Origin of the sequence: Sphingobium sp. CR28, assembly GCF_052327305.1 — a bacterium.
Taxonomy (GTDB): domain Bacteria; phylum Pseudomonadota; class Alphaproteobacteria; order Sphingomonadales; family Sphingomonadaceae; genus Sphingobium.
The window spans coordinates 1,798,042-1,823,943 of record NZ_CP182486.1; the positions used below are offsets into that span (position 1 = coordinate 1,798,042).

26 protein-coding genes and 1 tRNA gene are annotated in these 25,902 nt (G+C 62.1%); 13 read left to right on the plus strand and 14 right to left on the minus strand.

The features are described 5' to 3' along the window. Positions 1 to 2: 2 nt before the first annotated feature. From ACNAOH_RS08645 to ACNAOH_RS08700, 12 genes are all read right to left on the minus strand, one after another. Complete coding sequence (locus tag ACNAOH_RS08645) at positions 3 to 1,319, minus strand: APC family permease (protein WP_443972089.1); 1,317 nt, start codon at positions 1,317 to 1,319, stop codon at positions 3 to 5. Continuing rightward, on the minus strand, positions 1,316 to 2,245 hold the full coding sequence (locus ACNAOH_RS08650) for a ParB/RepB/Spo0J family partition protein (protein WP_443969790.1): 930 nt from the start codon (positions 2,243 to 2,245) through the stop codon (positions 1,316 to 1,318). Before ACNAOH_RS08650 ends, ACNAOH_RS08645 begins: the two co-directional genes overlap by 4 nt. Beyond that, the gene (locus tag ACNAOH_RS08655) at positions 2,242 to 3,027 is read right to left on the minus strand and encodes a ParA family protein (RefSeq protein WP_443969791.1); all 786 of its coding nucleotides are present in this window, start codon (positions 3,025 to 3,027) and stop codon (positions 2,242 to 2,244) included. Before ACNAOH_RS08655 ends, ACNAOH_RS08650 begins: the two co-directional genes overlap by 4 nt. Continuing rightward, positions 3,024 to 3,641, minus strand: a complete 618-nt coding sequence (locus ACNAOH_RS08660; RefSeq protein ID WP_443969792.1) for a 16S rRNA (guanine(527)-N(7))-methyltransferase RsmG — start codon at positions 3,639 to 3,641, stop codon at positions 3,024 to 3,026. Before ACNAOH_RS08660 ends, ACNAOH_RS08655 begins: the two co-directional genes overlap by 4 nt. A 68-nt stretch (positions 3,642 to 3,709) precedes the next feature. Beyond that, entirely contained in the window at positions 3,710 to 5,566 is a 1,857-nt protein-coding gene (mnmG, locus tag ACNAOH_RS08665) for a tRNA uridine-5-carboxymethylaminomethyl(34) synthesis enzyme MnmG (protein ID WP_443969793.1), read from the minus strand. 65 nt (positions 5,567 to 5,631) lie between these two features. Beyond that, complete coding sequence (mnmE, locus tag ACNAOH_RS08670) at positions 5,632 to 6,909, minus strand: tRNA uridine-5-carboxymethylaminomethyl(34) synthesis GTPase MnmE (protein ID WP_443969794.1); 1,278 nt, start codon at positions 6,907 to 6,909, stop codon at positions 5,632 to 5,634. A gap of 26 nt (positions 6,910 to 6,935) precedes the next feature. Beyond that, positions 6,936 to 7,193 carry a DUF6489 family protein gene (locus ACNAOH_RS08675; protein WP_443969795.1) on the minus strand — a complete coding sequence of 86 codons (258 nt, stop codon included), beginning with the start codon at positions 7,191 to 7,193 and terminating at the stop codon, positions 6,936 to 6,938. A 72-nt stretch (positions 7,194 to 7,265) separates the two neighbouring features. Further along, the gene (locus tag ACNAOH_RS08680; RefSeq protein ID WP_443969796.1) at positions 7,266 to 7,988 is read right to left on the minus strand and encodes a YjbE family putative metal transport protein; all 723 of its coding nucleotides are present in this window, start codon (positions 7,986 to 7,988) and stop codon (positions 7,266 to 7,268) included. 24 nt (positions 7,989 to 8,012) lie between these two features. After that, on the minus strand, positions 8,013 to 9,269 hold the full coding sequence (gene rho / locus ACNAOH_RS08685) for a transcription termination factor Rho (protein ID WP_443969797.1): 1,257 nt from the start codon (positions 9,267 to 9,269) through the stop codon (positions 8,013 to 8,015). 182 nt (positions 9,270 to 9,451) lie between these two features. Further along, complete coding sequence (locus ACNAOH_RS08690) at positions 9,452 to 9,892, minus strand: CopD family protein (RefSeq protein ID WP_443972090.1); 441 nt, start codon at positions 9,890 to 9,892, stop codon at positions 9,452 to 9,454. Between the two features lie 36 nt (positions 9,893 to 9,928). Further along, a complete protein-coding gene (gene hemE / locus ACNAOH_RS08695; RefSeq protein ID WP_443969798.1) occupies positions 9,929 to 10,969 on the minus strand; it encodes a uroporphyrinogen decarboxylase in 1,041 nt (346 codons plus the stop codon). 123 nt (positions 10,970 to 11,092) lie between these two features. Further along, positions 11,093 to 11,284, minus strand: coding sequence for a hypothetical protein (locus ACNAOH_RS08700; protein WP_443969799.1), 192 nt, complete (start codon positions 11,282 to 11,284; stop codon positions 11,093 to 11,095). Between ACNAOH_RS08700 and ACNAOH_RS08705 the strand changes: the two genes are divergently transcribed. The 12 genes from ACNAOH_RS08705 (at position 11,270) to ACNAOH_RS08760 (ending at position 19,147) form a co-directional block, all read left to right on the plus strand. Continuing rightward, a complete protein-coding gene (locus ACNAOH_RS08705) occupies positions 11,270 to 12,112 on the plus strand; it encodes a pyruvate, water dikinase regulatory protein (protein ID WP_443969800.1) in 843 nt (280 codons plus the stop codon). The genes ACNAOH_RS08700 and ACNAOH_RS08705 overlap by 15 nt on opposite strands. After that, a complete protein-coding gene (locus ACNAOH_RS08710; protein ID WP_443969801.1) occupies positions 12,109 to 12,708 on the plus strand; it encodes a Maf family protein in 600 nt (199 codons plus the stop codon). The genes ACNAOH_RS08705 and ACNAOH_RS08710 overlap by 4 nt, the downstream gene beginning before the upstream one ends. Beyond that, positions 12,705 to 13,523, plus strand: a complete 819-nt coding sequence (locus ACNAOH_RS08715) for a shikimate dehydrogenase family protein (RefSeq protein ID WP_443969802.1) — start codon at positions 12,705 to 12,707, stop codon at positions 13,521 to 13,523. Before ACNAOH_RS08710 ends, ACNAOH_RS08715 begins: the two co-directional genes overlap by 4 nt. Continuing rightward, positions 13,520 to 14,113, plus strand: coding sequence for a dephospho-CoA kinase (coaE, locus tag ACNAOH_RS08720; RefSeq protein ID WP_443969803.1), 594 nt, complete (start codon positions 13,520 to 13,522; stop codon positions 14,111 to 14,113). Before ACNAOH_RS08715 ends, coaE begins: the two co-directional genes overlap by 4 nt. A gap of 31 nt (positions 14,114 to 14,144) precedes the next feature. After that, positions 14,145 to 14,840 carry a DNA polymerase III subunit epsilon gene (dnaQ, locus tag ACNAOH_RS08725; RefSeq protein ID WP_443969804.1) on the plus strand — a complete coding sequence of 232 codons (696 nt, stop codon included), beginning with the start codon at positions 14,145 to 14,147 and terminating at the stop codon, positions 14,838 to 14,840. A 62-nt stretch (positions 14,841 to 14,902) separates the two neighbouring features. Continuing rightward, a complete protein-coding gene (gene hpf / locus ACNAOH_RS08730; RefSeq protein ID WP_443969805.1) occupies positions 14,903 to 15,520 on the plus strand; it encodes a ribosome hibernation-promoting factor, HPF/YfiA family in 618 nt (205 codons plus the stop codon). A 160-nt stretch (positions 15,521 to 15,680) separates the two neighbouring features. Continuing rightward, positions 15,681 to 16,148, plus strand: coding sequence for a PTS sugar transporter subunit IIA (locus ACNAOH_RS08735; protein ID WP_443969806.1), 468 nt, complete (start codon positions 15,681 to 15,683; stop codon positions 16,146 to 16,148). Next, on the plus strand, positions 16,135 to 16,632 hold the full coding sequence (locus tag ACNAOH_RS08740; protein ID WP_443969807.1) for a PaaI family thioesterase: 498 nt from the start codon (positions 16,135 to 16,137) through the stop codon (positions 16,630 to 16,632). The genes ACNAOH_RS08735 and ACNAOH_RS08740 overlap by 14 nt, the downstream gene beginning before the upstream one ends. 20 nt (positions 16,633 to 16,652) lie before the next feature. Beyond that, positions 16,653 to 16,970, plus strand: coding sequence for a DUF1491 family protein (locus ACNAOH_RS08745; protein WP_443972091.1), 318 nt, complete (start codon positions 16,653 to 16,655; stop codon positions 16,968 to 16,970). Positions 16,971 to 17,148: 178 nt separating this feature from the next. Then, a complete protein-coding gene (locus tag ACNAOH_RS08750) occupies positions 17,149 to 17,811 on the plus strand; it encodes a cell wall hydrolase (RefSeq protein ID WP_443969808.1) in 663 nt (220 codons plus the stop codon). Positions 17,812 to 17,924: 113 nt separating this feature from the next. After that, positions 17,925 to 18,428, plus strand: a complete 504-nt coding sequence (locus ACNAOH_RS08755) for an MmcB family DNA repair protein (protein ID WP_443969809.1) — start codon at positions 17,925 to 17,927, stop codon at positions 18,426 to 18,428. A 74-nt stretch (positions 18,429 to 18,502) separates the two neighbouring features. Continuing rightward, complete coding sequence (locus tag ACNAOH_RS08760) at positions 18,503 to 19,147, plus strand: peptidylprolyl isomerase (RefSeq protein WP_443969810.1); 645 nt, start codon at positions 18,503 to 18,505, stop codon at positions 19,145 to 19,147. A 19-nt stretch (positions 19,148 to 19,166) separates the two neighbouring features. On the opposite strand, the gene ACNAOH_RS08765 is transcribed toward ACNAOH_RS08760, so the two are convergent. Both ACNAOH_RS08765 and ACNAOH_RS08770 read right to left on the minus strand, forming a co-directional pair. Continuing rightward, on the minus strand, positions 19,167 to 23,750 hold the full coding sequence (locus ACNAOH_RS08765) for an NAD-glutamate dehydrogenase domain-containing protein (protein ID WP_443972092.1): 4,584 nt from the start codon (positions 23,748 to 23,750) through the stop codon (positions 19,167 to 19,169). 195 nt (positions 23,751 to 23,945) lie between these two features. Beyond that, entirely contained in the window at positions 23,946 to 25,247 is a 1,302-nt protein-coding gene (locus ACNAOH_RS08770) for a PAS domain-containing protein (protein WP_443969811.1), read from the minus strand. Between the two features lie 171 nt (positions 25,248 to 25,418). Between ACNAOH_RS08770 and ACNAOH_RS08775 the strand changes: the two genes are divergently transcribed. Then, positions 25,419 to 25,494, plus strand: a tRNA-Thr gene (locus ACNAOH_RS08775). Positions 25,495 to 25,902 lie beyond the last annotated feature (408 nt).

Genomic DNA, 25,902 nt, shown 5'->3' on the forward strand with positions numbered 1-25,902 from the left:
AGTCAATCATGCATGGAAGCGGCTCGGGACGGACGGCGCGTGAAGCGAAACCAGAGCAAGCTCGCCAGCACGAGTCCGACCAGCCCAGCTATGTCCTGCCACCTGCCAAGCGCGACGATGACGACCATGGATCCAATAGCGAGGGCAGCAGCGAAGGGCAGCAACCGATAGCGTGGGGCATCACCCAGCCCGGTTACGCCACGCCGATGCAGTGACCAGGCGGCAGCGCAGGCCATGAAGTAGATGCCGGCCGTCGCTAACCCGGAAAGAATGGCGAGCTGCTCGAATGAGCCGGTGATCGCCAGCAGGATCGCGATAATGGCGTGGAGCCAGATGGCCACATGCGGCGTGTGATGCCGGGAGTGGACGCTGGCCAGAACTGCGGGAAGCATGCCATCCCGCGCAAAGGCGAATAGGACACGCGGCGCGCCGAGAATATCGCTGCCGATCCAGGCGAAGCGCGAGAATGATGCCGCGATGAGCAAAACAAGCCCCAATGGCGCGCTGACGACCCCGATCGCGTCCGCAAGGGGTGTTGTACTGCCCGGCAGGCGATCACCCAACAGGCCTTGGGTCACGACCTGAATGCCGATGTAGAGCAAAGTCACGCCGCTCATGGCAAGGACGAGCGCGCGCGGGATATTTCGCGCGGGATCGCGCACTTCGCCGCTCGCCGCGAGGGGCGTCTCCATGCCGGAAAAGGCGAAGAGCGCCAGGATGACCGCCTGCCCGAAGGCAGCTGGTGGCGCATGGGACGTCGAGGCCCCATCCCCGCCTATCAGCCAGGCGCTACCAACAACAACAAGCAGGACCAGAGGTATCAGCTTGACCAGCGTGACCACGGTGATGGCACGGGCAGCGGGCGCGACGCCCGCCACGTTCAGCCAGGCGATCCCCCCTATTACAACGACGATGACAGACGCTCGCAATATCGGATCTTGGAAAGCGGGAATCCAGATCGTCAGCCCTTCCACGAACGCCGCCGCGATCCCGCCGCAGGCCAGCACCGCGCTCGACCATACGAGCACCCCGGTGACGAACCCCGCAAGCGGCCCGAAAGCCGCATCCGCATAGCCAGCGCAACCACCACTGGTTGCCACACGGCCGCTCGCTTCGGCGCAGCAGAGCACCACAGCTCCCATCGCGATCGCGCAGAGAATGAACGCGAGCGGTGCGAGATGGCCGGCCATTTCCGCCATGGCGGCCGGCAGCGAGAAGATACCAGCCCCGATTACACCGTTGATGATGGCTGCTGCGAACGAAAATGCACCAACCGCGCGAACCAGCCCGGCGTCGCGCCCGGCTGAAAAGCTACTCAGAAACCGTCTCCATGCAGACGTTCTATGACGAGGTCGAGCTGGCCGAGATTGGAATAATGCAGGGTTAGCGTGCCAGCACCGTTCTTGTCGCTGATCTGCGCCTTGAGACCGAGCATGTCGCTCACCTTGCGCTCCAACGCAGCTATGTCGACGTCCGCCTCACTGTCAGACTGCACAGGCTGCGGGCGTTCCGACCTATTCTCACCCGACCGTGCACGACGGACCAGTCGCTCGGTATCGCGCACGGAGAGGCCCCTGCGCACGATTTCGTCGGCAATCATCTCTGCGCCCGGCACGCCAATCAGCGCACGACCATGACCCATGCTGATCTCTCCCGCAAAGATGCGGGTCTGGATGGCCGAGGGGAGATCGAGCAGGCGCATGAGATTGGCGACATGGCTGCGGGATTTGCCGACGAGGCGCCCCAGCGCTTCCTGACTATGGCCGAACTGGCCGATCAACCGCTTATAGGCCTGCGCCTCTTCAATGGGATTGAGGTCCTCGCGCTGGATATTCTCGACCAGCGCGATCTCCAGCGTTTCCGCCTCGTCGAAATCCCGGACGATGGCGGGGATTCGGTGAAGCTGCGCTTTTTGGGCGGCCCGCCAGCGACGTTCACCTGCGACAATCTGATAACCGCTCGCCGTAGGCCGCACGACGATGGGTTGAATTATGCCACGTGTTGAAATGCTGTCGGCGAGCTCAGCCAGTGCAGCCTCGTCGAAGTGCCGACGCGGCTGATCTTGATGAGGAGCGATACGAACGATATCGAGGATCTGGATGCGGCTTTCACCGGTCTCATCCGGTTTGGCACTTTCACCCGATAACGAGACGGATTCGCGGGTTTCCTCGAACAGAGCCGAAAGTCCTCGACCCAATGACCGCCGCGGCGGCGCCTTCGCCCCCGCTCCATTATCCTCGCTCATGCCGCCATATCCCGCTGAGGCAGTCGCCCGATCAACTCGCGGGCAAGCTGCATATACGCCTCCGATCCCGCGCACTTAATATCGTAGATAAGGGCGGGCACGCCGTGGCTTGGCGCCTCCGACAGTCGAACATTACGCGGGATAACGGTCTGAAACACCAGCGGACCGAGGCAGGCGCGCACATCGTCCGCCACCTGATCGGTCAGACGATTGCGCCGGTCATACATGGTAAGTGCCACACCCAGAATAGATAGCGAGGGATTAAACTTGGCGCGGATGCGCTCGACCGTCTGAAGCAATTGGGAAAGCCCCTCAAGCGCGAAGAATTCACACTGAAGCGGCACGAGGACTGAATGGACGGCCACCATAGCATTCACGGTGAGCAGGCCGAGCGAAGGCGGGCAATCGACAAGGCAAACGTCCCATCGGCTACCGTCGACTCCGGTCAGCGCGCGTCGTAGTCGATGCGTCCGCTCAGGTATATCGATCAGTTCGATCTCGGCTGCGGACAGATCCTGAGTGGCCGGCACGATATCCAGGCCCGGCACGATGCTCGGCAGGACGACGTCGCCAAGGGCATGATCGCCGATCAACAAGTCGTAGCTGGTGTGGTGCTGGCGGGCCTTCTGGTTCACTCCTAGCCCCGTGGAAGCATTCCCTTGCGGGTCCAGATCAATCAGCAAAGTTCGATGCCCCGTTGCGGCCAGCGCCGTTGCAAGGTTGATTGCGGTCGTCGTTTTGCCAACGCCCCCCTTCTGGTTCGCAATTGCGATGCTGATCATGCCCGCGCCCTGCGTCCTTTTTGGCCGTACTTTCCACGTGGTGTCGATTGCGCCGGCCTTTGTCGCCGCTCGACCTGCGTCGCCACGATGATGTGGCTTTCCGTATCCGTGACACTCTGTTTCACGTGAAACACACCTTGCCACTCCGCGCGGGCTGTTTCCAGTTCCAAATTGGCATTTCGCCCCTTTGGTAGGACCCAAGTTGTGGATAAGTCGGCAAGATGGTGAGCGGTGGCAAAAATCTTGGACAGCGGGGCATATGCGCGCGCGGAGACGACCGAAACGTCCGATCGTTGCACGTCACCGATGCCTGAACGAATGACCGAGCAATGGGCTAAGCCTAATTGAGATATGCAACGCTCCAGATGAGCAACGCGTAAAGGTCGAGGCTCAACCAGGAGGATCGGCCGGTCCGTCAGGCAGGCGATCACCAGACCCGGGAACCCGGCACCGCTTCCAATATCTACCCATATCCCGGTGGCCTCGGGCAACGCATGGTCCAGAAGCTGGGCGCTATCGACGATGTGACGTGCCCAGATCATGTCGCGCGTACCGGCAGAAATGAGATTCTGCTTGTCGGCCTCGATCAACGTTTCCGAAACCAACCAGCGCATGCGCTCGCCTTGGGAGCCGCTGAGCCACCCCCTGCCCTCCAGCCATGATTGTGCTTCGTCTTCCGTCATCACGCCGCAAGGCGGCGAACCGCGCAGAGCAGTGCTGCCAGTGCCGCCGGAGTGATCCCCCGGATGCGACCTGCAGCCCCCAGGCTTGTCGGCCGCGCCGCTTCGAGTCTCTCGATCATCTCGTTGCTAAGTCCACCCACGGCACGAAAATCGAGGTCAGGCGGCAGCGGAATGGCTTCATTCGCCCGAAGCGCTCGCACCTCCATCTCCTGTCGAGCAAGATAAGGCGCATAGATCGCATCCTCCAGCAGCTCGTCGATCACCGCCGCATTAGGGCGAACATCATCCTCGACCAGAAGGGTATCAATAACCTCGCGCGGGACCGCCGGGAACCGTGCCCATTCCCGCAGCGATCTGGGCGGTTCGGACAGACGCACGTCGTCAGCGCCCATCGCATGGAGGACAGCGGGCGTTACGCTTTGATCCAGTTTCGCGGAGACTGCCGCCCGTTCCGCCTCCCGAGCAGCGAAGTGCCGCGCCCGCTCTGCACCCACCAGACCAAGACGTACCCCTTCCGGCGTGAGGCGGGTGGCAGCATTGTCGGCACGCAGCCGGAGGCGAAATTCTGCCCGTGCCGTCAGCATGCGGTACGGCTCAGTCACACCTTGCAAGGTGAGATCGTCGATCATCACGGCGATATAGCTCTCCGCCCGATCCAATCGCAGCGGTTCAAGATCAAGTCCCGACGCCGCAGCATTTGCGCCTGCGACCAGCCCTTGGGCGCCAGCCTCTTCATAACCTGTTGTGCCGTTAATCTGCCCCGCGAGATAGAGACCGGGCAACGCAGGAAGAGCCAATCGGTCGTCTAGAGCTCTCGGATCGATATAGTCATATTCGACCGCATAGCCCGGAACGACAATCTCGGCCTGCTCAAGACCCGCTATGCTCCGGACCATTGCAGTCTGCGTCTTGGTGGATAGCGATGTGCTGAGACCATTGGGATAAACGAGGTGGGTGGACAGGCCTTCCGGCTCCAGAAAAATCTGGTGCCCATCCCTGTCGCCGAAGCGGACGACCTTGTCCTCAATGGAGGGACAATAGCGCGGCCCATGCCCTTCTATATGACCCGAATAAAGCGGGGATTCGCAAAGCCCGTTTCGGATCAGTTCATGGGTAGCCGAGTTCGTCCGGGTAATCGCGCAGGCGACCTCCGCTCGCGGTCGTTCGCCGGCCGGTAGGAACGACATTGTCCAGTCTTCTCGGTCGGATCGCTGGACGGAGAGACGTCCCCAGTCGATTGTCCTACCGTCAAGGCGCGGAGGCGTGCCGGTCTTGAGCCGTCCCATCGGGAGAGACAACACCCGCAATTGGGCCGCGAGCTGATGCGACGCGCCCTCCCCTATGCGGCCGCCGACCAGCCTTTCACTACCGCGAAAAAGCCGACCCTCGAGGAAGGTGCCGGTTGTGAGTATGACGGAGGGCGCGAGAAGAACACCACTATCAGCGAGATGGACGCCCACACACCGTCCGCCCTCTATGTGAAGCGCTGCGACCTCGCCAGAAACAACAGAGACAGTTTCAAACGCGAGCAGTTGCCGCTGCACAGAAGCTCGATACAGATCGCGATCAGCCTGCACGCGAGGCCCACGAACAGCAGCCCCTTTGCTTCCGTTCAACATCCGACGATGGATCGCAGCGGCGTCGGCTGCCCGAGCCATTATTCCATCGAGAGCATCGATCTCGCGAACGAGATGGCCCTTGCCCAACCCGCCGATGGCCGGGTTGCAGGACATCTCCCCGATACGTGCGGGATTCAAGGTGACCAGGGCAACGCGCGCGCCTCTGCGGGCGGCCGCGGCCGCTGCCTCTGTGCCGGCATGTCCGCCGCCTACGACAATGACATCGAACTGCGTCATGGCACCGCCCCTATCCGATCACTCGCGAGCGGTCAAAGACGCTGTTCCACGTGGAACGCTGTGACTTACTTGCCGATGCAGAAACCAGAGAAGAGCGTATCGAACATGGCTTCCGTCGCGTTCTCACCAGTCAATTCCGTGAGGGCGAACAATGCGGAACGAACGAGTTCCGCACGGAGTACGTCGTCGTCCTGTCCAATCGACTCCGCGACCGCTTCTCTTACACGCGTCAATATATCATGTTGGCGCTGGGACAGAGCGTATTCCGTTGACGCGGGCGCAAGCATCCGTGCGCGCTCGACAATCTCACTGACAAGCAAATCAAGGCCTGCGCCTGTGACGCTGGACACCGCTATGCCTTCCGCTGATGCCCCCAGATCGGCCTTACCGGCGACCTGGACTACTCCTGCGCGATCCGGGCGAGTAGTGGGATCGCCCAGCCATAGAATGATATCCGCGTGATCGATTGCTTGCGCGGCCCGGCCAATGCCGATCGCCTCCACAACATCGACAGATTCGTCATCCCTGAGGCCAGCGGAATCGATAAGAAGGAAGGGATAGCCGTCCCAAGTCATCGGCGCCTCGACAAGATCCCGCGTCGTCCCCGCAATATCGGTAACGATCGCGGCTTCCCGTCCAACTAACGAATTGAAAAGACTAGATTTTCCGGCATTCGGCGGGCCGGCAATGACGACTCGGAAACCCTTGCGCAGACTTTCACCGGCAGGTCTCGCCAGATCCAAATCCAGCGACGTGAGCAAGTCAACCAGATCATCCTGTCTACTATTATGAACAACATCTTCTTCGTCGGCAAAGTCGATCCTCGCTTCGAGATTGGCCGCTGTCTGCAACAGGCGCTTTCGCCACTCCCCTATGCGATCAGCAAATTTGCCTTCCATCATGTGAAACGCCGCTCGGCGTTGAGCCACCGTTTCCGCTGCCAGCAGGTCGCCCAGTCCCTCTATGCGCGAAAGGTCCATTCGCCCATGCTCAAAGGCGCGCCGGGTAAATTCTCCGGCGACCGCAGGGCGAACGTTGGGCAGCGTAGATAATGCACCCTCGATGGCCGAAACCACAGCGCGAGAGCCATGGCACTGCAGTTCCAGCAGGGCTTCCCCGGTCACGCTCGCGCCAGCGGGAAAGAAAAGAATCAGGCCTTCGTCCAGTTGCTCACCCGTCTCGGGGTCGCATATCCGGCGGAGAGCCGCATGGCGCGGCGCGGGCAAACCGCCCACCATGCGTTCCGCCACCATCGGCACGCCGCCGCCGCTCACCCGGATGACTGCGATCGCAGCAGGAAGCGTCCCGCTGGAAAGCGCGAAAATCGTAGTGCCGTCACTCATGATCGCATTCACGCAACAGCGCGGACTCAGTCACTCTTCTTTGTAGAGCCGGGCGAAAGTGAGCCGAGGGACATGTCCATCATGCTCGAAAAGAGCTTCAGGCTGGCGTCACCCAAGGGCGAAAGCTGGGAGAACATCTTCTGCATCTGCTCAAGGCTTGCCTGCCCGTCCATCGTGTCGAGCACAGCCTGAATATAGCGAGCATGGATCGGCGAGAGATCGGGAAGACCAAGAAACGCGCGCGCTTCTTCCGGTGTGCATTCGACTTTGACATTGAACTGCATGGCGCTTCCCTGTGCTTCGCTCCCGCGCAATCACGCGACTTTCGCGATCATGCGCCTGTAACAGCCTGAATGCTATAAGAGGTTAAGCACCCCGACACGACTGTCGGTGAAGCCGTCGTAGATCATGCTGACCGCAACCCACAGGATCGCCGCCAGACCGAGATAGGCAATCCAGCGGTGCTTCTCGATATAATGGGCGATGATATTGGCTGCGAGCCCCATCAGGACCACGGACAGGATAAGACCGACGATGAGAATGCCGGGATGCTCGCGCGCGGCACCGGCCACCGCCAGCACGTTGTCGAGGCTCATGGAGACGTCCGCAACAGCGACCGCCCAGGCCGCGCTTGCAAAGCTCTTGGCAGGCCGCAGACCGCTGGTCTCGTCACCTTCGATCTCGGGAGAACCGGGCGATTGCACGCCCGGCATGATCTCGCGCCACATCTTCCATGCGACCCACAGCAGAAGCAGTCCGCCAGCGAGAATGAGCCCCACGATCTGGAGCAGCTGGCTCACTACGAGCGCGAAGGCAATGCGCAGCACAAGAGCTGCAATGATGCCGATCAGAATGACTTTTTTGCGCTGAGCTACGGGCAAACCCGCCGCTAGCGCGCCGACGACAATCGCGTTGTCGCCCGCCAGCACGAGATCGATCATCAACACCTGCCCGAAGGCAGCGAGGGCTTGCGGCGAGCCGATGTTGGAAAAATCCGCGACGATATGCCCCCAGATCTCGCTGGGAGAGCCTATGCCACCTGCTGCCGCCGCAGCGGCCATCATCAAAAGATCGATCACGCGCCCCTCAACGCTGGATGACGACTACTGGTTCATCGTCGCAAAGAAATCCTCGTTGGTCTTCGAGTCCTTCATCTTGTCGAGCAGGAATTCCATCGCGTCAATCGTGCCCATCTGCATGAGGATACGACGCAGGACCCACATCTTGGAGAGCTTGTCCTTCTCGACCAGCAGTTCTTCCTTGCGAGTGCCGGACTTGCCGACGTCGAGCGCCGGGAAGATGCGCTTATCGGCCACCTTGCGGTCGAGCACGATTTCGCTGTTGCCCGTGCCCTTGAACTCTTCGAAGATCACTTCGTCCATACGGCTGCCGGTATCAATGAGCGCCGTCGCAATGATCGAGAGCGAGCCGCCTTCCTCGATATTGCGTGCCGCACCGAAGAAGCGCTTGGGGCGCTGCAGGGCATTGGCGTCGACACCGCCAGTCAGCACCTTGCCGGAGCTGGGCACCACGGTGTTGTAGGCGCGGCCCAGACGCGTAATGCTGTCGAGCAGGATCACGACGTCCTTCTTGTGCTCCACCAGGCGCTTCGCCTTCTCGATCACCATCTCGGCAACCTGAACGTGGCGCGTCGCAGGCTCGTCGAACGTCGAACTGATGACCTCGCCCTTCACGCTGCGCTGCATGTCGGTCACTTCCTCCGGCCGTTCATCGACGAGCAGCACGAGCAGAAACACTTCGGGGTGATTGTCCGTGATCGCCTTGGCAATGTTCTGGAGCAGCACCGTCTTACCAGTGCGCGGCGGCGCGACGATCAGCGCGCGTTGGCCCTTGCCCTGAGGCGAGATGATGTCGATGACGCGGGCGGACTTGTCCTTGACCGTGGGGTCGAGCGTATCGAGGCGCAGCTTCTCGTTAGGATAGAGCGGCGTCAGATTGTCGAAATTCACCCGATGACGCACTGCGTCCGGATCGTCGAAATTCACCGAGATGAGGCGGGTCAGCGCAAAATAGCGCTCGCCATCCTTGGGAGAGCGGATTTCGCCTTCCACCGTATCGCCGGTCCGAAGGCCAAATTTGCGGACCTGATTGGGCGAAATATAAATATCGTCCGGTCCCGCCAGATAATTGGCTTCGGGACTGCGCAGAAAACCGAATCCGTCCGGAAGAACCTCGATCGTCCCTTCACCGACGATTTCCTTGCCATTCTCCGCTTCCATCTTGAGGATCGCGAACATGAGATCCTGCTTGCGCAGCGTGGATGCGCCCTCGACGCCGAGCTCTTCGGCCATGGAGACGAGTTCGGCAGGCGCCTTGCGCTTGAGATCCTTGAAATGCATCGGCTTGGTGTTCCGTGAACCTGGAAAAGACAGTGAAGAACTGAGGAATATCCGGAAGGTCGCCGCAAGTTTCAGATGGCCGGACGGCCGCGGGCAAGTGCCTATAGGATTAGCGCGAGCGTTACGCGCGACATGGAATCAAGTCAAGGCGCCTGCGTCCAGCCCGCCTTAACGAAAGGCAGTCAGAACGGGCGGACAATCACCAGAATGACGATGAGCGTCACCAGAATGGCGGGCACCTCGTTCAGCATACGCAGCCGGCGTTCGGTCATTGGGCGATCGCCGCGCGCCAGCTTCTTCGCATAGCCCACGCACCAGCCATGATAGCCCGAAAGCAGTAACACCAGAGCCAGCTTGGCGTGAAACCATCCTTCGTAAAAGGCGCCAACATTCACCGCCAGCATCAGGCCGAAAAGCCAGACGAGAACGATCGAGGGATTCATGATGATCCGCCGGAGCCTGTCTTCGCGCTCGATCCACGCCTTGTCTTCGGCGGACCCGAGTGCGGTCTGGTGATGATAGACGAACAGACGCGGCATCATGAACAGGCTCGCCATCAGGAAAATGACGAAGATCACGTGCGCGGCCAGCACCCACGGATAAGCGTTACCCAGAAAGCCTATGCCGATACCCACGTCACGCTCCGTACAACTGCCTGATCAGCTACCCCGAACCCTATCGACCAGCCGCTGGACATGGTCAATCGGCGTGTCGGGCAGGATACCATGCCCGAGATTGAAGATATGGGCACGTTCCGGGAACGCCGCAAGGATGCGGTCAATGGCCGCATCCAGAGTAGCCCCACCGGCGATCAGCGCCAGCGGATCGAGATTTCCCTGCACGGGAAGACCGGCCGGCAGTGCCGCATTGGCCCAGACCGGGTCGACCGTCTCATCCAGACCAATAGCGTCCGCGCCCACTCCGCCCGCATAATCGACCAGCTTGGCACCCGCGCCTTTCGGGAAGCCAATGATCGGGGTTTCGGGATGGCGGGCGCGCAGCGCCGCGACGATTGCCGCGTTCGGTGCGATCACCCAGCGCTCGAACTGGGACGGGCTGAGCGACCCGGCCCAGCTGTCGAACAATTGCACTGCATCGACGCCGGCATCGATCTGCGCGCTGAGATAATCGACAGTGACAGCGATGATCGCGTCGATGATCGCCTGAAACCGCACCGGATCGGCATAGGCCAGTCTCCGCGCCGCGCCCTGATCCTTGCTCCCGGCGCCGGCCACCATATAGGTCGCGACTGTCCAAGGTGAACCCGCAAAACCCAGGAACGTTGTCTCTGGCGCCAAGGCAGCCTTCACCTGACGAACTGTCTCGATGACCGGAGCCAAGCGCTCCGGACGAGACTCCAGCGTGTCCAGCCCTGTCTGACTCAGCTGAGGCGCGAGGCGCGGTCCCTCTCCCGTCTCGAACCAGAGATGCTGACCCAGTGCATGCGGAACGACGAGAATGTCGGAAAAGAGGATCGCACCGTCAAAACTGAAACGCCGGATCGGCTGCAGCGTCACTTCCGCCGCGCAGGCGCTATCGTAGCACAGCTCCAGAAAACCGCCCTTTTCGGCCCGCAGCGCCCGATATTCCGGCAGGTAGCGACCCGCCTGACGCATGAGCCATAGCGGCGGAACCGCCTGGCGCTCGCCTTTGAGTGTGGCGAGCAAGGGACGATCGGGTTTGGAGAGTTGAGCAGTCACGCGGTGGGACAATCCTAATAAGAAGAATTGAATCTAAGAAGATTGTTGGAGTCTGTTGGCGGGCGAAAGCCGGGGATTAGGCCTCTCTCCCGAATTTGCCAACAGCTTGACCTCGAAGAAGGATCACAAGGCCTGCGAGTCCCGTGCGCCGTCCACAGGATTCATAGCCTGTGCACAATCTGTCAGGCTGTTGAGGAGGCTGTGGATGAACAGATGCGGATCGGGGTCAAATCCGACCGGAAAAACCGCCCACTGATTCGTCCCTTGAATTGTCCCGGCATTATCCACAAGCTTGTGCCCATGGGTCAGTTCCACCTTCACCTCCTCTCGGATTCGACCGGCGAGACGCTCGAAAACATCGCGAAAGCGGGCATTGCCCAGTTCGAGAATATCGACAGTATCCGTCATTTCTGGCCGATGGTGCGCTCCGATGTGCATCTCGATCGCATCCTGTCTGAGATCGCGCGTAATCCAGGTCTCGTTCTTTTCACGCTCGCCAACACCTCCCTGCGACAGAAGCTGGAGGATAGTTGCCGGGCGCTGGGTATCCCCCATGTCGCACCGCTGGATACAGTGACCGATGCCATGTCGAGCATATTGGGGCAGGAGATGCGCAACCGGCCGGGCCGTAAGCACATCCTCGACGATGCCTATTTTGCGCGTATCGACGCGATTCAGTTCACCATTGCGCATGACGATGGACTGAACTGGGAAAACTGGGAGGAAGCGGACATCGTGCTGGCTGGTGTCTCCCGCACGTCCAAGACGCCCACAAGCATCTATCTCGCCAATCGGGGCTACAAGACCGCGAATATTCCCCTCGTGCCGGAATCGCCGCCGCCTGACCGGCTTTTTCACCTGACACGGCCAATGGTGGTCGGGCTTACGACCAGTACTGAGCGACTGATCCAGGTGCGGCGCAATCGTCTGCTCTCGCTCAATCAATCGCCCGAGACGAGCTATGTGGATACCGACAAGGTGCAGAGCGAAGTGGCGCACGCCCGCCGCCTGTTCGCTGATAATGGCTGGCCAGTCATTGATGTGACGCGGCGATCCATTGAAGAAACTGCTGCTGCGATCATCAACCTCCATGGCGACTGGCTGAACCGGTCTTCGTCGGATGACATGCGAGATATGGCATGAGCCCGCTTCTTCTTGCCTCGCAGAGCGAAAGTCGGCGCCGCCTGCTGGAGGCTGCAGCAGTTCCGTTCGAGGTGGTTCGTGCCGGAGTGGACGAAGACGCCGCGAAGGCTGCGCTCGAGGCGGACGGCCTGGGGGTGAGGTCCATGGCCGATGCGCTGGCGGAGCTGAAGGCGATCCGTCCCTCCATGCGCTCGGGTGAGGCGCTGGTCCTTGGGTGTGATCAGACGCTGGAAGCGGCGGATGGCAGCCGCATCGACAAGGTGGAAACGCGCGAACAAGCCGCCGAGCTTCTGGCGCGTCTATCCGGGACGACGCATAAGTTGCACTCCGCTGCCGTCATCGCACAGGGCGGTGCGCCGATCTGGCGCCATATCGAGACGGTGAGTCTGCAGATGCGGCCTCTCTCTTCTGCCTTCATTGCGCACTATCTCGATCTGGACTGGAATGAGTGCCGCTGGTGCGTTGGATGCTACCGCATCGAGGGGCCGGGCGCACAGCTCTTCGCGCGGGTGAATGGCAGCCATTTTGCCGTGCAGGGTCTGCCACTGCTGCAACTGCTCGACTATCTGCGCACGCGCTCTATTCTTATGGCATGAGCAGCCTACCCTATGCCGAAGTCATCGGCGATCCCATCAGTCACAGCAAGTCGCCCGTCATCCACAATTTCTGGCTGGAAACGCTCGGTATCGAAGCGGAATACCGCAAGACCCACGTGAAGGCGGGCGAGCTGGCCGGTTATTTTCTCAAGCGTCGGGCCGATCCCGACTGGCTGGGCTGCAACATCACCATTCCGCACAAGATCGCGGCGCTCGACTATGTCGATGATCCGGGCGGCGTGCGCGAACGGATCGGGGCGATCAACACCGTTGCTTGCGAGACCGGTGGGCCGCTCATTGGCACCAATACGGATGCCGGAGGTTTCCTTCAGCCGCTGTTGGCCCGGAAATGGTCCGGCAAGAACGCCGTGATGGTCGGCTCTGGCGGTGCGGCTCTGGCTGTGGGCTTCGCTTTGCGGTCCGTCGGGGTCACGGACCTCACGATCGTCGCGCGCGATGCTGCGAAGGGGCAGGCACTGCTCGAGCGGCTGAGCTTCTCCGGGCGCGTAATCGATTTTTCGGAGCCCCTCCACGACACGGCCCTTCTCATCAATGCAAGTTCGCTGGGCATGGCCGGTCAACCGCCTTACCTGCCGGACCTCAGCCCGCTCTCCCGGAACGCCCTTGTCTATGACATTGTCTATGCCGCTCAGGAGACGCCGCTCGTCGCCGCCGCGCGCGAGCGCGGGCTCGAGGCGCTCGATGGCATGGAGATGCTGATCGGGCAGGCAGCGCTGGCCTTCGATATCTTCTTCGATGCGCAGGCTCCCCGCGAAATGGACGAGGAATTGCGCGCTCGCTTGCGCGCCGCATGATCCGCATTGGCCTCACTGGCTCGATCGGCATGGGCAAGTCTACCGTCGCTGCGATGTTTCGCTCGCTCGGCGTCCCTGTCTTTGATGCCGACGCTTGCGTTCATGCGCTGCAGGCGCCGGGGGGCGCTGCGGTGGTGCCCATTGAGGCGCGCTTTCCAGGCACCACTGGTCCGAATGGCGTCGATCGCGCGGCTCTGGGTGCGCAGGTCATCGGCAATGCGCAAGAAATGGCCGCGCTGGAAGGGATTATTCATCCGCTCGTCCGTGCCGCGCGTGTCCGGTTCCTGCGCAGAAACAGGAGCCGCCCGCTGGTGGTGCTGGACATTCCTCTTCTCTTCGAAACCGGGGGAGAAGATATGGTCGACCTCGTGTTGGTCGTCTCCGCGCCCGCGTTCGTCCAGCGTCGCCGGGTGCTGGCGCGCAGGGGCATGACGGAAGCGAAGTTCCGGGCCATTCGTCGAAGCCAGATGCCGGATGACGAGAAGCGCCGGCGCGCTGACGTCGTCATAGAAACGGCGCCCCCGAAATGGGCAGTACGCGCCCAAATTTCACGTCTCGTTGCTTGCCTTGCGGCTCACAAGCGCGGATAATGTCATTCCGACGACTCTGACCAGGGACGTGATGCGCGAAATCATTTTCGATACCGAGACCACAGGGCTCGATCCGCTCACAGGCGACAGGATGGTGGAGATCGGGTGCGTAGAACTCATCAACCGCATCCCCACTGGCGCGACCTATCATGCTTATTTCAACCCGCAGCGACCGATGCCTGCTGCGGCCGAAGCCGTGCACGGATTGGGGGACAGGTTTCTGGCCGGCCAGCCACTATTTTCAAGCAGCGTTGATGCCCTGCTCGAGTTTCTGGGGGACGCGATGCTGGTCGCGCACAATGCGCGGTTCGATTTCGGCTTCCTCAACGCCGAACTGCGCCTGTGCAGCCGCGATGAAATCGATCTCGCCCGAATGATCGACACCGTCTCGATGGCGCGCACGCTGCATCCGGGGGCGAAACACAGTCTCGATGCGCTTTGCATACGCTACGGAATAGATCGCAGCCATCGCGTGAAGCATGGGGCGTTGCTCGACGCGGAGCTGCTCGCTCAGGTCTATATCGAAATGACCGGCGGCCGGCAGATCGGCCTCGGTTTCGCGGCGGAGACGATCGAGGTGGTGGTCGCCGAGGTATCGGTCGAGGTGCGCACGCCCGTGCGTCCTGTACGAACATTTGCCGCTTCCCCCGAGGAACTGGAGCGGCACGCCGCATTCATCAACGGACTCGACGCGCCGCTCTGGCGCGATGCGCCCATCAACGCCTGAGGGCGTTGTTCCGTAGTGGACCATTTTAACAGGGGTCTACTCAGCAAGAAGGAGAAGCAACCATGGAAATTCGCGTTTCAGGCCACCAGATCGAGACTGGCGACGCGCTCAAGAGCCATGTGGACGCGCGCCTTCAAGGCTTAGCCGAGAAATACTTCTCACGCGCGATTGGCGCTGGCGTCACGTTCGGCCCAGCCCCTCACGGCGCCTTTCGCTGCGACATCGTCGCGCACGTCATGGCCGGCCTCATCCTCAAGGGTGCCGGCGAGGCGCAGGACGCGCATCAGGCGTTCGACCGCGCGGCGGACAAGATCGAGAAGCAGCTGCGTCGCTACATGCGGCGGTTGAAGGATCGGCACGAGCAGGCTGCTGCCGCAGAGATCAGCCGCCTCACTGTCGATGGCGTGAACGGGTCCGGCGATTTTGGTGGCTATGACGACGCGGCCTACACCGTCTTCGCTGGGCTGGACGACGACGAGGAGGTCGCGCCGGACAGCGCTCCGGTTGTGGTGGCGGAAATGAGGATCGATATTCCGCAGGCGAGCGTCTCCGACGCGGTCATGATGCTGGACCTTCGCAACACCAACGCGCTGCTTTTCCTCAACAGCGGCACCTCCACGTTCAACATGGTCTATCGCCGGAATGACGGCACGATCGGCTGGGTCGAGCCCCCGCGCTAAACGATCTGGAGACGAGTTTCCGCAAGGCGGCGGCACGGTTGCGCAGTTGACCAGCCGCCGCTTTGCGCCTATTGGCACGGCAATATTTTCCCAGACAGCTTATGCGGACCGGGCATTTCGCCGACGAGAGACATATGCTGTCTCGCGACACGAGACCTACATGGATCATTTCGATGACTTGCTCGTGCCGGACGCGGTAGTAGGCAGCGTAACGGTAGCGAACAAGAAACAGTTGTTTCAGAAGCTGGGCGCTCTTGCCAACACCGCCTACGGGTTCGACGCTGGCGAAGTCGTCGAACGGCTGACCGAGCGCGAACGCCTCGGCTCCACCGGTTTCGGTGGTGGCATCGCCATTCCCCATGCCAAGCTTAATGGCATCGAGCGGGTGCGGGGCGCAGTGGTCCATCTCGACGAACCGATCATGTTCGACTCCGTTGACGATGCGCCTGTCGATATCGTCTTCATGCTGCTTTCTCCGGTCGATTCCGGCGCTGAGCACCTCAAGACCCTTGCCCGCGTTTCCCGCTTTCTCCGCAACGAGGCGCAGCTCGCACGGATGCGTGGCACGTCCTCGGACGCTGCGTTGTTCGCCTTGCTTGTCGGTGGGGAGACGCGTGACGCTGCCTGAGGACGGTCAGGCCCAGGAGAGTGGCGCGGTGGGAGAAGCCGCGCATTTCCGGGCGCTTGAACGGCTTTATGCTTCGGCTCCCATTAATCGCCTGTTCCCTTCCCGACTTTCGGTGCCGCGAGCGGGGGAAGCGGAGATCGAGTTCGATGTGGAAGAGCGCTTCTTCCACGCCGCTGGGGCCGCGCATGGCACCACTTATTTCAAGATGCTCGATGACGCTGCGTTTTACGCCGCCAACAGTCTCGTCACCGATCGCTTCCTTCTCACCACTGCCTTCAATCTTCTTTTCACCCGTCCGCTTTCGGTCGGTCCCATAACGGCCTTTGGCCGCTGGCTCAGCGGCGGGCGGCGTGTCTATGTAGCCGAAGCGAGATTGCTGGACGGGGCGGGTCATGAAGTGGGTCGGGGCACAGGCACGTTCATGCGCTCGGCTATCCCGCTCGCCAGCCTGCCTGGCTATGTCTCAAGCCCCGACCGTTCGTGACGCCGCGACTGACAACGGAGATGCTTGTGGGCGTTCTTCTGCGCCGGGCGGATGCGGCGGGGGGCAGCCTCATGGTTCTCCACAAGGGCGACCCGATCGCTGGAACGCTGCTCCTGCAACTCATGGAAAGAGGGGCATTTATCGGGCTTTTCGAGCGTATGACGTCCCTTGACGGGACAGTATCGCTCGTTCGTTGCGGTCCAGATGAAAGCAGACAACAATCTGAAATTATTGAATATATTTCGAGAAGGCGACGCTCCGATCCTGACTTTTGGCTCGTGGAGCTTGATATCGCGAATGGGGAACGGTTCGCCGCTGAAACGATCGCTTCGGCTTGACTCGCGCCTGAGCTCCGCTAGTTGGCGTGACAGTTTTGTGCGCAGGTAGCCTGCTTCGACCATCAGGGTCATTTTGGGCAAACACGCAGACGGGGAGCGACGCGACGCTTCTTAGGGACCGGAATACCGGCTCTTCTGGCGTCGTTCAGGTCGACTCACCGCACTTGCTTGAGTTTAAATGTTCTTGACTAAAAAGGTCGCCAGTCTGGCGACGTTTGGACTTGTTTCCGCTGGGTTTGCCGTAGCGGGTATTGGGTCGCTTACCGCGAATGCCCAGCCGGGTGCCTATGAGGCGCCAGTCACTATCCAGCCTGATTATGCTGTCACGCTTTCCGATGATGCGCTGTCCCAGCCACAAAGCGCGAGCGCCCCGGCAAGTTCCATCGCTCCGGTTAACGGCGCGGACGAAGCAATCAGCACCACCCTCCCCGCCTCCCTCGCAGCTCTTGTCGCAGAGCAGGATGAGGGTGAGACATTCGATGCGGACCAGAACTGCCTGGCGACCGCGATTTATTACGAAGCGCGCAGCGAGAGTCTGGCCGGCCAGCTCGCCGTAGCTCGCGTGATCGTCAACCGCGCCGCATCCGGCCGGTTCCCCCGCAGCTTGTGCGGTGTCGTTACTCAAGCCGGACAGTTCAGTTTCGTGCGTGGCGGTCGCCTGCCCGATGCGGACAAGAACGACGCTCAGTGGCGCAATGCCCGCGCGATCGCGCAGATCGCTGTCGATAACGAATGGAAGAGCCAGGCGGAGGGCGCGCTTTTCTTTCATGCGAGCCGCGTTTCGCCGGGCTGGGGCCGTCAGCGGCTGACTCAGATCGACAATCACATCTTCTATCGCTGAGTGATCTTGGCGATCTTTCAATTGTTCTCATAATGTTCTATGCGGTGTGAACGCAATTCGCATTGGGCTACGGCCCGAGCGAAGTGTTTCACGCCGCATAGAGGAAACGGGTTATGGCAAGCCTTCCGGCTTCTTCTTCTTCCGGCGACTGTCCGGATGGCACAGCGCTCGCGGTAACCCGCGGCGTTTTGCGCCTTTTTGCCCGTCACGACATGTTCGGCATCCCTGAAGTCCCGCTGCCTAATGGGCGGCGGCTCGATATCATGGCGATCGACACGCGCGGCTTCATCGTCGCGGTCGAGATCAAGTGTAGCCGGGCGGATTTGCTGGGTGACGGCAAGTGGCCCGACTATTTCGACTATTGTGATCGCTATTTCTGGGCCGTTCCTGCCGGCTTCGACCTCGCACCGTTTGAAGCCGAAGCGCTCTGGCCAACACGGACCGGCCTCATCGTTGCCGATCAGTATGACGCTGAGATCGTCCGCCCTGCACCGAGCGAACCCTTGGCTCCCGCGCGGCGCAAGGCGGAGGTCCAGCGCCTTGCCCGGCGCGCGGCCCGGCGCCTGACCGGCTTTGCGGATCCCGGTTTCCAGCCTGGCTGGAGCGAGGAGCTTTAAGGCACGCTTGAGCGTATTGGGACTGCCCGCTAGCCTCTACCGTCCCCTCCTCGTCAGGCCTTAATCGTTCGATCATGCATATTCTTGTTGCCCTCGTCCTTGCCTGCCTGTTCCCCGTCTCCCTCGCGAACGCCGCAGAGCCGCCCGTCGTCCGGGTTCGGCTGGAGACCAGCATGGGCTCCATCACTGTCGCGCTCGATACGCGCAGGGCGCCCAAGACCAGCGCGAACTTCCTCGCTTACGTCGATGATGGTCGGCTGGATGGCACGACTTTCTACCGTGCCGCCCGCGCCAAGGCAGATCCCAAACGCGGTTTCATTCAGGGCGGGATCGATACGGATGCCCGCCGGATGTTGGTGCCCCCCATCGTCCTTGAGCCGACCGACAAGACCGGCATTCGCCATCTCGATGGCACGATCTCCATGGCGCGCAAGGTCGATCCCAACTCGGCGACGGGCAATTTCTCCCTGACGGTCGGCCCCGCGCCGATGCTGGACGCGAACGGTGATTATCGCGGCTATGCGGCTTTTGGACGCGTTGTTGGCGGCATGGACGTGGTCAAGCGCATCCTCGCGCAGCCCTCGGGTGGCGGTCAGGGGCCAATGCGAGGGCAAATGCTCCTGAAACCCATCACCATAACGCGAGCAGTGCGGCTCGACGGGAAGCCAGGGCCGACCAGTCCGATCAAGCCCTGGCTGCTTTATCCGCGAAAGAAATAGTCTCCGCTGATTTCTCCGATCAATGACCGAGCAGGGTGCGCGCCTGCCCACTCAACTGGCCGATCATTGCTGCGCTGGGGGCCGGACTGGTCTGCGCGCGGGACACCTGTCGGCGGAACTGGCTCACGCGGTCGGCATTCGCCGCGAGCCATGCGTCCACGAATGCGCCGGCAGGGTCGCTTCCTGCGCGTGAGAGGAACGCGAGCCGCATCTGTTGCAGGTCACGGGCACTTTCCGAGACGAGCAGCCGTTCCCACGGATCGCTCGGGTTCATGCGTGCTGCCGTGGACTGGACCCAGTCAATGCCCAGATCCGCCCCCACGCGCGTGAAGGCGTGAGTCATGCCGATCACGTCCGCGCCGGTCTCTCCGGCAAGTTGTGCGAGGCCGACACTGCCGTCCATCTTCACCAACAGAAGCGCCTTGCTGGCCAGCGCTTTGGGCGTGCCGAGCGCCGCGAGCTCAGCGGCGATTCCCGCGACACGCCGCGCTGGCTCGGGCTGAAGGAGACTGTCGACCTGGCGGGCGATGTCCGCGATCCGGCCGTTCAGTCCCGTCACGCCTGCGCTCGGGCTGGTTTCCAGCGGAAGCGAGCGCTGGATGTCGCCAATCTGCGCGGCCATCGCATCGGCAACATGCCTGTAAAGGGCAAGCCGTGCAGCTTCCGGCATCTTCGCGTGGTCGATTTCGTCCCACAGCGAGCGCACGTCGAACAGCCGCTCCGCGATCAGGAACCGGCCGGCCACTTCGGCAAGCGAGCAGCCTTCCTCCTCGGCAATGGTGAAGGGCATGATGACGCCGAGCCTGTTCACGATCCGGTTGGCGAGCTTGGTCGCGATGATCGGGCCACGCAGCTGATGGTCGGCGATCGCCTGAGCGTGTGTGGCGCGCATTTCCGGCGGAAAGGCGAGAGGAAGATCGACCGCGGCCAGCTCGTCATCCGCGAGCGCACTGTCCTCGATCGATTGCTGGATAGCGAGTTTCGCGGTCGAAAGCAGCACGGCGAGTTCCGGCCGGGTCAGCCCCTGGCCATCCCCCGCGCGGCGCAGAAGCTCCTGATCGCTTGTGAGACCTTCCACCCGGCGGTCGAGATACCTGGCCGCTTCCAGCGTCTCGATGAGGCGCACATAGGATGCGAGGTCAGCAGTGCCACCCGATTCCGCAATGGAAAGGCCAAGCGCCTGGAGTCGGTTGTCCTCCAGCACGATCTCGGCGACATCGCTCGTCATCCGCGCGAGCAACGCGTTGCGATCCGCTTCGGCAAGCCGACCTTCCGTCATTTCCTTGTTGAGCGGGATCTTGATGTTGACCTCATTGTCCGAGCAATCGACGCCCGCCGAATTGTCGATGAAGTCGGTGTTGATGCGTCCGCCGCCCAGCGCGAAGGCAATGCGGCCTCCTTGCGTAACGCCCAGATTGGCGCCTTCGCCGATCACCTTGATGCGCAGATCCTCGGCATCGACGCGCAGCCGGTCATTCGCGGCATCGCCTACCTCGGCATTGTTCTGGCTGGCTGCCTTAACATAAGTGCCGATGCCGCCGAACCAGAGCAGGTCCGCTTCCGCGCGGAGCAGTGCGGAGAGGAGCACCGTCGGCTCCATCGCGCTTTCCTGCGTGCCGATCAGCGCCTTCATTTCCGCCGAAAGGGGAATGGACTTCACTGAGCGGGGGAATACGCCGCCGCCTTTTGAGATCAGGCGCTTGTCATAGTCGTCCCAGCTGGAACGCGGCAGCTTGAAGAGGCGCTGGCGTTCCTTCCAGCTCGCCGCCGGATCGGGATCGGGGTCGATGAAGATGTGGCGATGGTCGAAGGCGGCGACCAGCTTGATTGCCTTGGAAAGCAGCATGCCGTTTCCGAACACATCGCCGGACATGTCACCCACGCCAATGACCCGGACGCTGTCCTTCTGCACGTCGACGCCCATTTCCGCGAAATGGCGCTGGACGCTAATCCACGCGCCGCGCGCGGTGATCCCCATGGCTTTGTGATCATAGCCATTCGAGCCGCCGGAAGCGAAGGCGTCGCCCAGCCAAAAGCCATGCTCCAGAGCGATGCCATTGGCCACGTCGGAAAATGTGGCCGTGCCTTTGTCCGCCGCGACGACGAAATAGGGATCTTCGTCGTCCCGAATGACGACGCCCTCTGGATGGATGACCGCCCCCTTGACGATATTGTCCGTTAGCGAGAGCAGGGCGCGAATGAAAATGCGGTAGCTCTCCGTGCCCTCGGCAAGCCAAGCCTCGCGGTCCGTGGCCGGGTTGGGCAGATGCTTGGGGTAGAACCCGCCCTTGGCACCTGTCGGCACAATGACCGCGTTCTTCACGCGCTGCGCTTTCATGAGGCCTAATATCTCGGTGCGGAAATCATCCCGCCGGTCGGACCAGCGCAGGCCGCCGCGCGCAACGGGTCCGGCGCGCAGGTGCACGCCCTCGACACGGGGGCTATAGACCCAGATTTCCCGCCAGGGCAGCGGCTTGGGCAGGCCCGGCACCTTTGCACTGTCGATCTTGAAGGCCAGCGCCTCGTTTGCTGCAGGCGTGAAGGCATTGGTGCGGAGCGTCGCCTCGATCACCGCGCGGGTTAGGCGCAGGATGCGATCATCATCGATGGCGCTGACTTGCTCCAGCGCATCGTCGATCTCCTTGCCGATCTTCGCGGCGCGCCGGGCATCGGCAGCGGCGGGATCGTGGAGGGCGTGGAAGAGCGAAACGAGCAGGCTCGTGATCGGCGCGTTGCGGCGCATCGCGTCCACCACAGTGGAAAGGCCATAGGCGCTTCCCGTCTGTCGCATGTAGCGAAAGAAGGCGCGCAGCAGCACGACATCGGTCGGCGCGAGCGCGTTCGTCACGATGAGTTCGGCGAAACGATCATTCTCGGCGCGGCCTTCCAGCACGGCGGAGAGGGCGCCGGCTACCACATCGCCCCGCTCCTCAACTGACGAGCTCGGCCCGCCATCCTGCCGTTCGAGGACGAAGCGCTGAATGTGTCCGAGCGCACCGTTCTCGCCCACGGCCGTGGTCAGCTCCTCGATGGCGCGAAAGCCGAAATTCTCCAGCGCCGGCACGGCGCGCGAGAGCACTAGCGGTTCCGCGCTGTAGACCTTGGCACGCAGGCGCGTGTCACCGTCCTCGGGGTTGCGATAAATCCTCACTCCACAGGTCGCGGCATCGGAGAGTCCATGCAGCGCCAATATATCCTGCGCGGCTTCCATGGCGCCCGCGCCTTCGCGGTAGGCGATGGGAAAGCCGGGCGCGAAGCGCTGGGCAAGCACAGCGGCGCGATTGCCTTCGCCTAGTTCCGCCAAGGCGCTTTCGACGGCGGGGGACCAGCCCCGGAGCATCAAATGGAGCTGGGCGTCGAGCTGAGAGACGTTCGGCAACCGGCCCTCGCCTCGCAGGTCATGCGTGAAGCGCAGCAGGGCAAGGCCGCTCTCCTCCAACGCAATGGACCAGCCCAGCAGCGGCGCATTGGCCGCTGCGCTGATCAGATTCGCCACGATCTCGCGCCGGGCCGTGGAGACATCCTCGCGCATCAGCCAGACGAAGGTGAAGAGATGACGCTGGAGTGGGCCAGTGACCAGCTCGATGCGCGGCCGGGGGCGGTCGGCAAGCGACATGGCGGCCAGCACGAGCCTGTCGCGCTGGACTGCATCCAGACTGAGCAGCAGGTCGTGCGGAAGCGTGGTCAGTGCGTGAACCAGCGCCTTTCCGGCATGGCCCACCGGATCGAAATGGTTTCGCGCCATCAGCGCGGCGAGCGTGTCACGCAGGATCGGCACGTCATCGGGGGACGCGGAGAGCGCGGCACTTGTCCACAGGCCGGCATGAATCGAAAGCGCAGTGACTGCGCCGTCCTCGTTCACTGGAACGATGAAGAGATCGATGAGAACGCGGCGATGCACGCGCGACATGGTGTTGGACTTGAGGATCAGCGGCGCGGCGTTGCCCGCGTCGAACCAGTCGAAAGCCGCCGCGATTGTCGCCGCGCTCAGGAGCGGTTCGCCCGCGAAGGTTGCAATCCCCTTGGCACGGCTGCTGCTCCCGTCGCGCAGGCGCGTCTCGTGGCCCAGCAGCGTGAGATTGCCCTTGAGGAACCAGCGCAGCAGATCGCCCCCTTCCCCGGCGCCCAGACGGTTCGTGTCGGTCAGCATGGCTTCGGTAAGCGGCTTCCACGCCAAGACGGCGGCGCGCACATGGGCCAGCGTCAGGTCCAGTTCGCGGGCAAGAGCCTGCCGGCCTTTCGCATCCAGCCGGTCGGTCTCGATATAGACGAATGATTCGCGGCGGGCGCCCTCCTCGTCGCCCATGGCGATCAGGCGACCCTCCGCGTCGCGACGCGCCGACAGAATGGGATGAACGAGCACGTGGATGACGAGACCGGCGTGACTGAGCGTGTTGGCGATGCTGTCCACCAGGAACGGCATGTCCGTATTCACGATGGCGAGGCGCTGGCGGCGAATGCCGTCGATCCGCGCGTCGTCCCCCAGACTCTCGATCACGACGACGCTCTCGTCGCCATTGCGCACGACAGCGGCGGACGCCATGAACTCGCCCGCAGCGGCGATTGCCTCCTGCGTCATGGTCGGCGCATCGATGTCATGCATGCGATCGGCGAAGCTGCGCGCGATCTCCTGCGCGAAGTCCGAATGTTCAGCTATGGGGGTGCTCATCGAATGTCTCTCCTGGCGCCGGGCATTGAGTGCAGCGCGAACGCTGACCGGCGCTCTGTGATAGAAGAGCTCTAGCCCTAAGACGGGATCGCTTCAATTCAATGGCGCCCGATCTGACGCGGCGCGAGGTCAGCGCGCGGCGGCGAGGCTTTCCAGTACGCGCTCCGAGAGGCGATCCTCGGGCGAAAGCCCGCCGAGCACGAGAAGCGACCCGTCCGGCGCTTGCCGGACCACGACCACGGCCAACGCAGTTTCATCGAAGGAGAGGTCGTCAAGTGGTACGGGTGCCACGTCCGCCAGACGCTGGCGTGCTCTGGTCACCGCGCTTGGGCGATCAGTGCTCTTGCCGTTCCGCGCCAGCGCGCGCGCTTTGGCGACATAGGCCTTGAGGCCGCCCGGTTCCGAGCCAAGCAGTGTGGCAAGCTGGCCCGGCTCTACCCGGGTCTCAATCGCGTGCTCGATCGCGCGGGCAAACTCGGCCATGCGGGTCTTGTCATAATCGGCGCCGAAGACGAGCCGCACGAGAGTCGCGGTCGGATGGCGCTCGCTCTCGGCGAGGCCGGCATCGGCCAGAAGCTCGATATAATCCGCGCGGCGTGCCCGCGCCAGCAGAGCGAAGGCATGGGCGAGACCCACGGCGCGATAGAGTGCCTGACGGCCGCGCCCTTCGGCGGAGACGGCGATCGACGCCGCTTCCCGCGCGGCGGCGAGATGATCGACGAGGGCTTCATCCTCGCCCGGTTCCGCTACGATGTCGTCGCTTTCATCCTCATCGATCATGAGACCTGTGAGATCGAGGATCGTACTGGCCGGTGGTAGCGCTGAGGGGCCGTCCGCCCAGATCGGGGCAGGCGACTCTTTGCTCGCCGCGTGCGTAAGCGTCGCTTCCACTTCAGCCGCGATGCTGTCCATGAGCGCGTCGCTCGCCACTTCCTTCCAGCTGATGACGCCATAGACGAAATCGATCGTCTCGCCGTCGGAGGAGAAGGGCATCATGATGCCGCGGTACAGGATCTCCGCGTCGCGCTGATTCGTGAACTCCGCTTCGAAGCTGATCGGCGCGGCATTGGCGACGATCTGCAGATAATGGTCAGTGAGGCGCGAAAGAAGCGTGCGCGGGGGAACCTGATCGACTCTGCTTATCGGGCCGTCGATATCGCATTGGGTGGCAAGCGCCCCGCCCAAGAAAATAATGGCCGGATTCTCCGTGCCCGCCGAGAAATCGAGCAGAACGGAGTGGGAGCCGAAATCCCGAATATCGGCCGGGTCGAGATCCTCTATGGAGGGCAGGCTCTTGTCGCCCAGCAACGACGTCCAGTAATTATAGGCACGCACATGCATGCGCCGCTCATCGAAGCGGATGATGGGCGGAGCTTCGAAATAGGTATCGTCCCGACTGTCGTCGGCCTGGCTTCGCAATTTTATAGCCATATGTCCTTACCGTCCGGGCATGGGGATGTGTCCCATCCTCACCTCCGCGTAGTAAAGGCGAGGTAAAGATCGGCGTGGAAGGCATTTGCCCGTGCGGCAGGCTTGCATGAGCGCGGAGGTGCTGATAAGCGCCGCCCCTGCCCTTACCGAGAATGTCGATTGGGCACCGGAGCCGCTTTAGCTCAGCCGGTAGAGCACATCATTCGTAATGATGGGGTCAGGTGTTCGAGTCACCTAAGCGGCACCACTTCCCATTTCCTGTCTGATCCGGCGATCGAGACTCTATCCGCGCGACAAGTGTAGTTGACTTGTTGGAAAATGTTGCTGATATGTTCTCGCCACTTTCACATATGAGGTGGCATAGTGGACATATCATCGCAGGATAGAAGGCGCGCTTTTCCCATTGGCTGCGAACGGGCCGCGCGCTTCCTTTGCAGACCCGGGATGAAGTCGAACTCAAATTCAATCCCTATCATGACCCGCGAAACGGGCAGTTCACCTTTGCACCTGGCGGCCTTCGATCGCTTAGCAGGGTGATCGTGTCGCATGGCATGCGAAATATAGGTCGCCTTCCCCGTCCTTCCCATGCCGGTGCAGGGTAGTCGAAATTCACAGAATCTCTCCACGGACAGCCAAAGCGCGGTGCCAACGGATG

Excerpts from the sequence above, each read along its gene's own strand:
- ACNAOH_RS08655 (WP_443969791.1), bottom strand. The coding sequence starts at position 3,027 with ATGATCAGCATCGCAATTGCGAACCAGAAGGGGGGCGTTGGCAAAACG.
- ACNAOH_RS08745 (WP_443972091.1), top strand. The coding sequence starts at position 16,653 with ATGCTTGTGGGCGTTCTTCTGCGCCGGGCGGATGCGGCGGGGGGCAGC.
- ACNAOH_RS08750 (WP_443969808.1), top strand. The coding sequence starts at position 17,149 with ATGTTCTTGACTAAAAAGGTCGCCAGTCTGGCGACGTTTGGACTTGTT.
- ACNAOH_RS08715 (WP_443969802.1), top strand. The coding sequence starts at position 12,705 with ATGAGCAGCCTACCCTATGCCGAAGTCATCGGCGATCCCATCAGTCAC.
- mnmG (WP_443969793.1), bottom strand. The coding sequence starts at position 5,566 with ATGACGCAGTTCGATGTCATTGTCGTAGGCGGCGGACATGCCGGCACA.
- hpf (WP_443969805.1), top strand. The coding sequence starts at position 14,903 with ATGGAAATTCGCGTTTCAGGCCACCAGATCGAGACTGGCGACGCGCTC.
- ACNAOH_RS08705 (WP_443969800.1), top strand. The coding sequence starts at position 11,270 with ATGGGTCAGTTCCACCTTCACCTCCTCTCGGATTCGACCGGCGAGACG.
- ACNAOH_RS08735 (WP_443969806.1), top strand. The coding sequence starts at position 15,681 with ATGGATCATTTCGATGACTTGCTCGTGCCGGACGCGGTAGTAGGCAGC.
- dnaQ (WP_443969804.1), top strand. The coding sequence starts at position 14,145 with ATGCGCGAAATCATTTTCGATACCGAGACCACAGGGCTCGATCCGCTC.
- ACNAOH_RS08650 (WP_443969790.1), bottom strand. The coding sequence starts at position 2,245 with ATGAGCGAGGATAATGGAGCGGGGGCGAAGGCGCCGCCGCGGCGGTCA.
- ACNAOH_RS08760 (WP_443969810.1), top strand. The coding sequence starts at position 18,503 with ATGCATATTCTTGTTGCCCTCGTCCTTGCCTGCCTGTTCCCCGTCTCC.
- ACNAOH_RS08675 (WP_443969795.1), bottom strand. The coding sequence starts at position 7,193 with ATGCAGTTCAATGTCAAAGTCGAATGCACACCGGAAGAAGCGCGCGCG.
- ACNAOH_RS08765 (WP_443972092.1), bottom strand. The coding sequence starts at position 23,750 with ATGCATGACATCGATGCGCCGACCATGACGCAGGAGGCAATCGCCGCT.
- ACNAOH_RS08755 (WP_443969809.1), top strand. The coding sequence starts at position 17,925 with ATGGCAAGCCTTCCGGCTTCTTCTTCTTCCGGCGACTGTCCGGATGGC.
- ACNAOH_RS08710 (WP_443969801.1), top strand. The coding sequence starts at position 12,109 with ATGAGCCCGCTTCTTCTTGCCTCGCAGAGCGAAAGTCGGCGCCGCCTG.
- rho (WP_443969797.1), bottom strand. The coding sequence starts at position 9,269 with ATGCATTTCAAGGATCTCAAGCGCAAGGCGCCTGCCGAACTCGTCTCC.
- coaE (WP_443969803.1), top strand. The coding sequence starts at position 13,520 with ATGATCCGCATTGGCCTCACTGGCTCGATCGGCATGGGCAAGTCTACC.
- ACNAOH_RS08770 (WP_443969811.1), bottom strand. The coding sequence starts at position 25,247 with ATGGCTATAAAATTGCGAAGCCAGGCCGACGACAGTCGGGACGATACC.
- mnmE (WP_443969794.1), bottom strand. The coding sequence starts at position 6,909 with ATGAGTGACGGCACTACGATTTTCGCGCTTTCCAGCGGGACGCTTCCT.
- ACNAOH_RS08660 (WP_443969792.1), bottom strand. The coding sequence starts at position 3,641 with ATGCGCTGGTTGGTTTCGGAAACGTTGATCGAGGCCGACAAGCAGAAT.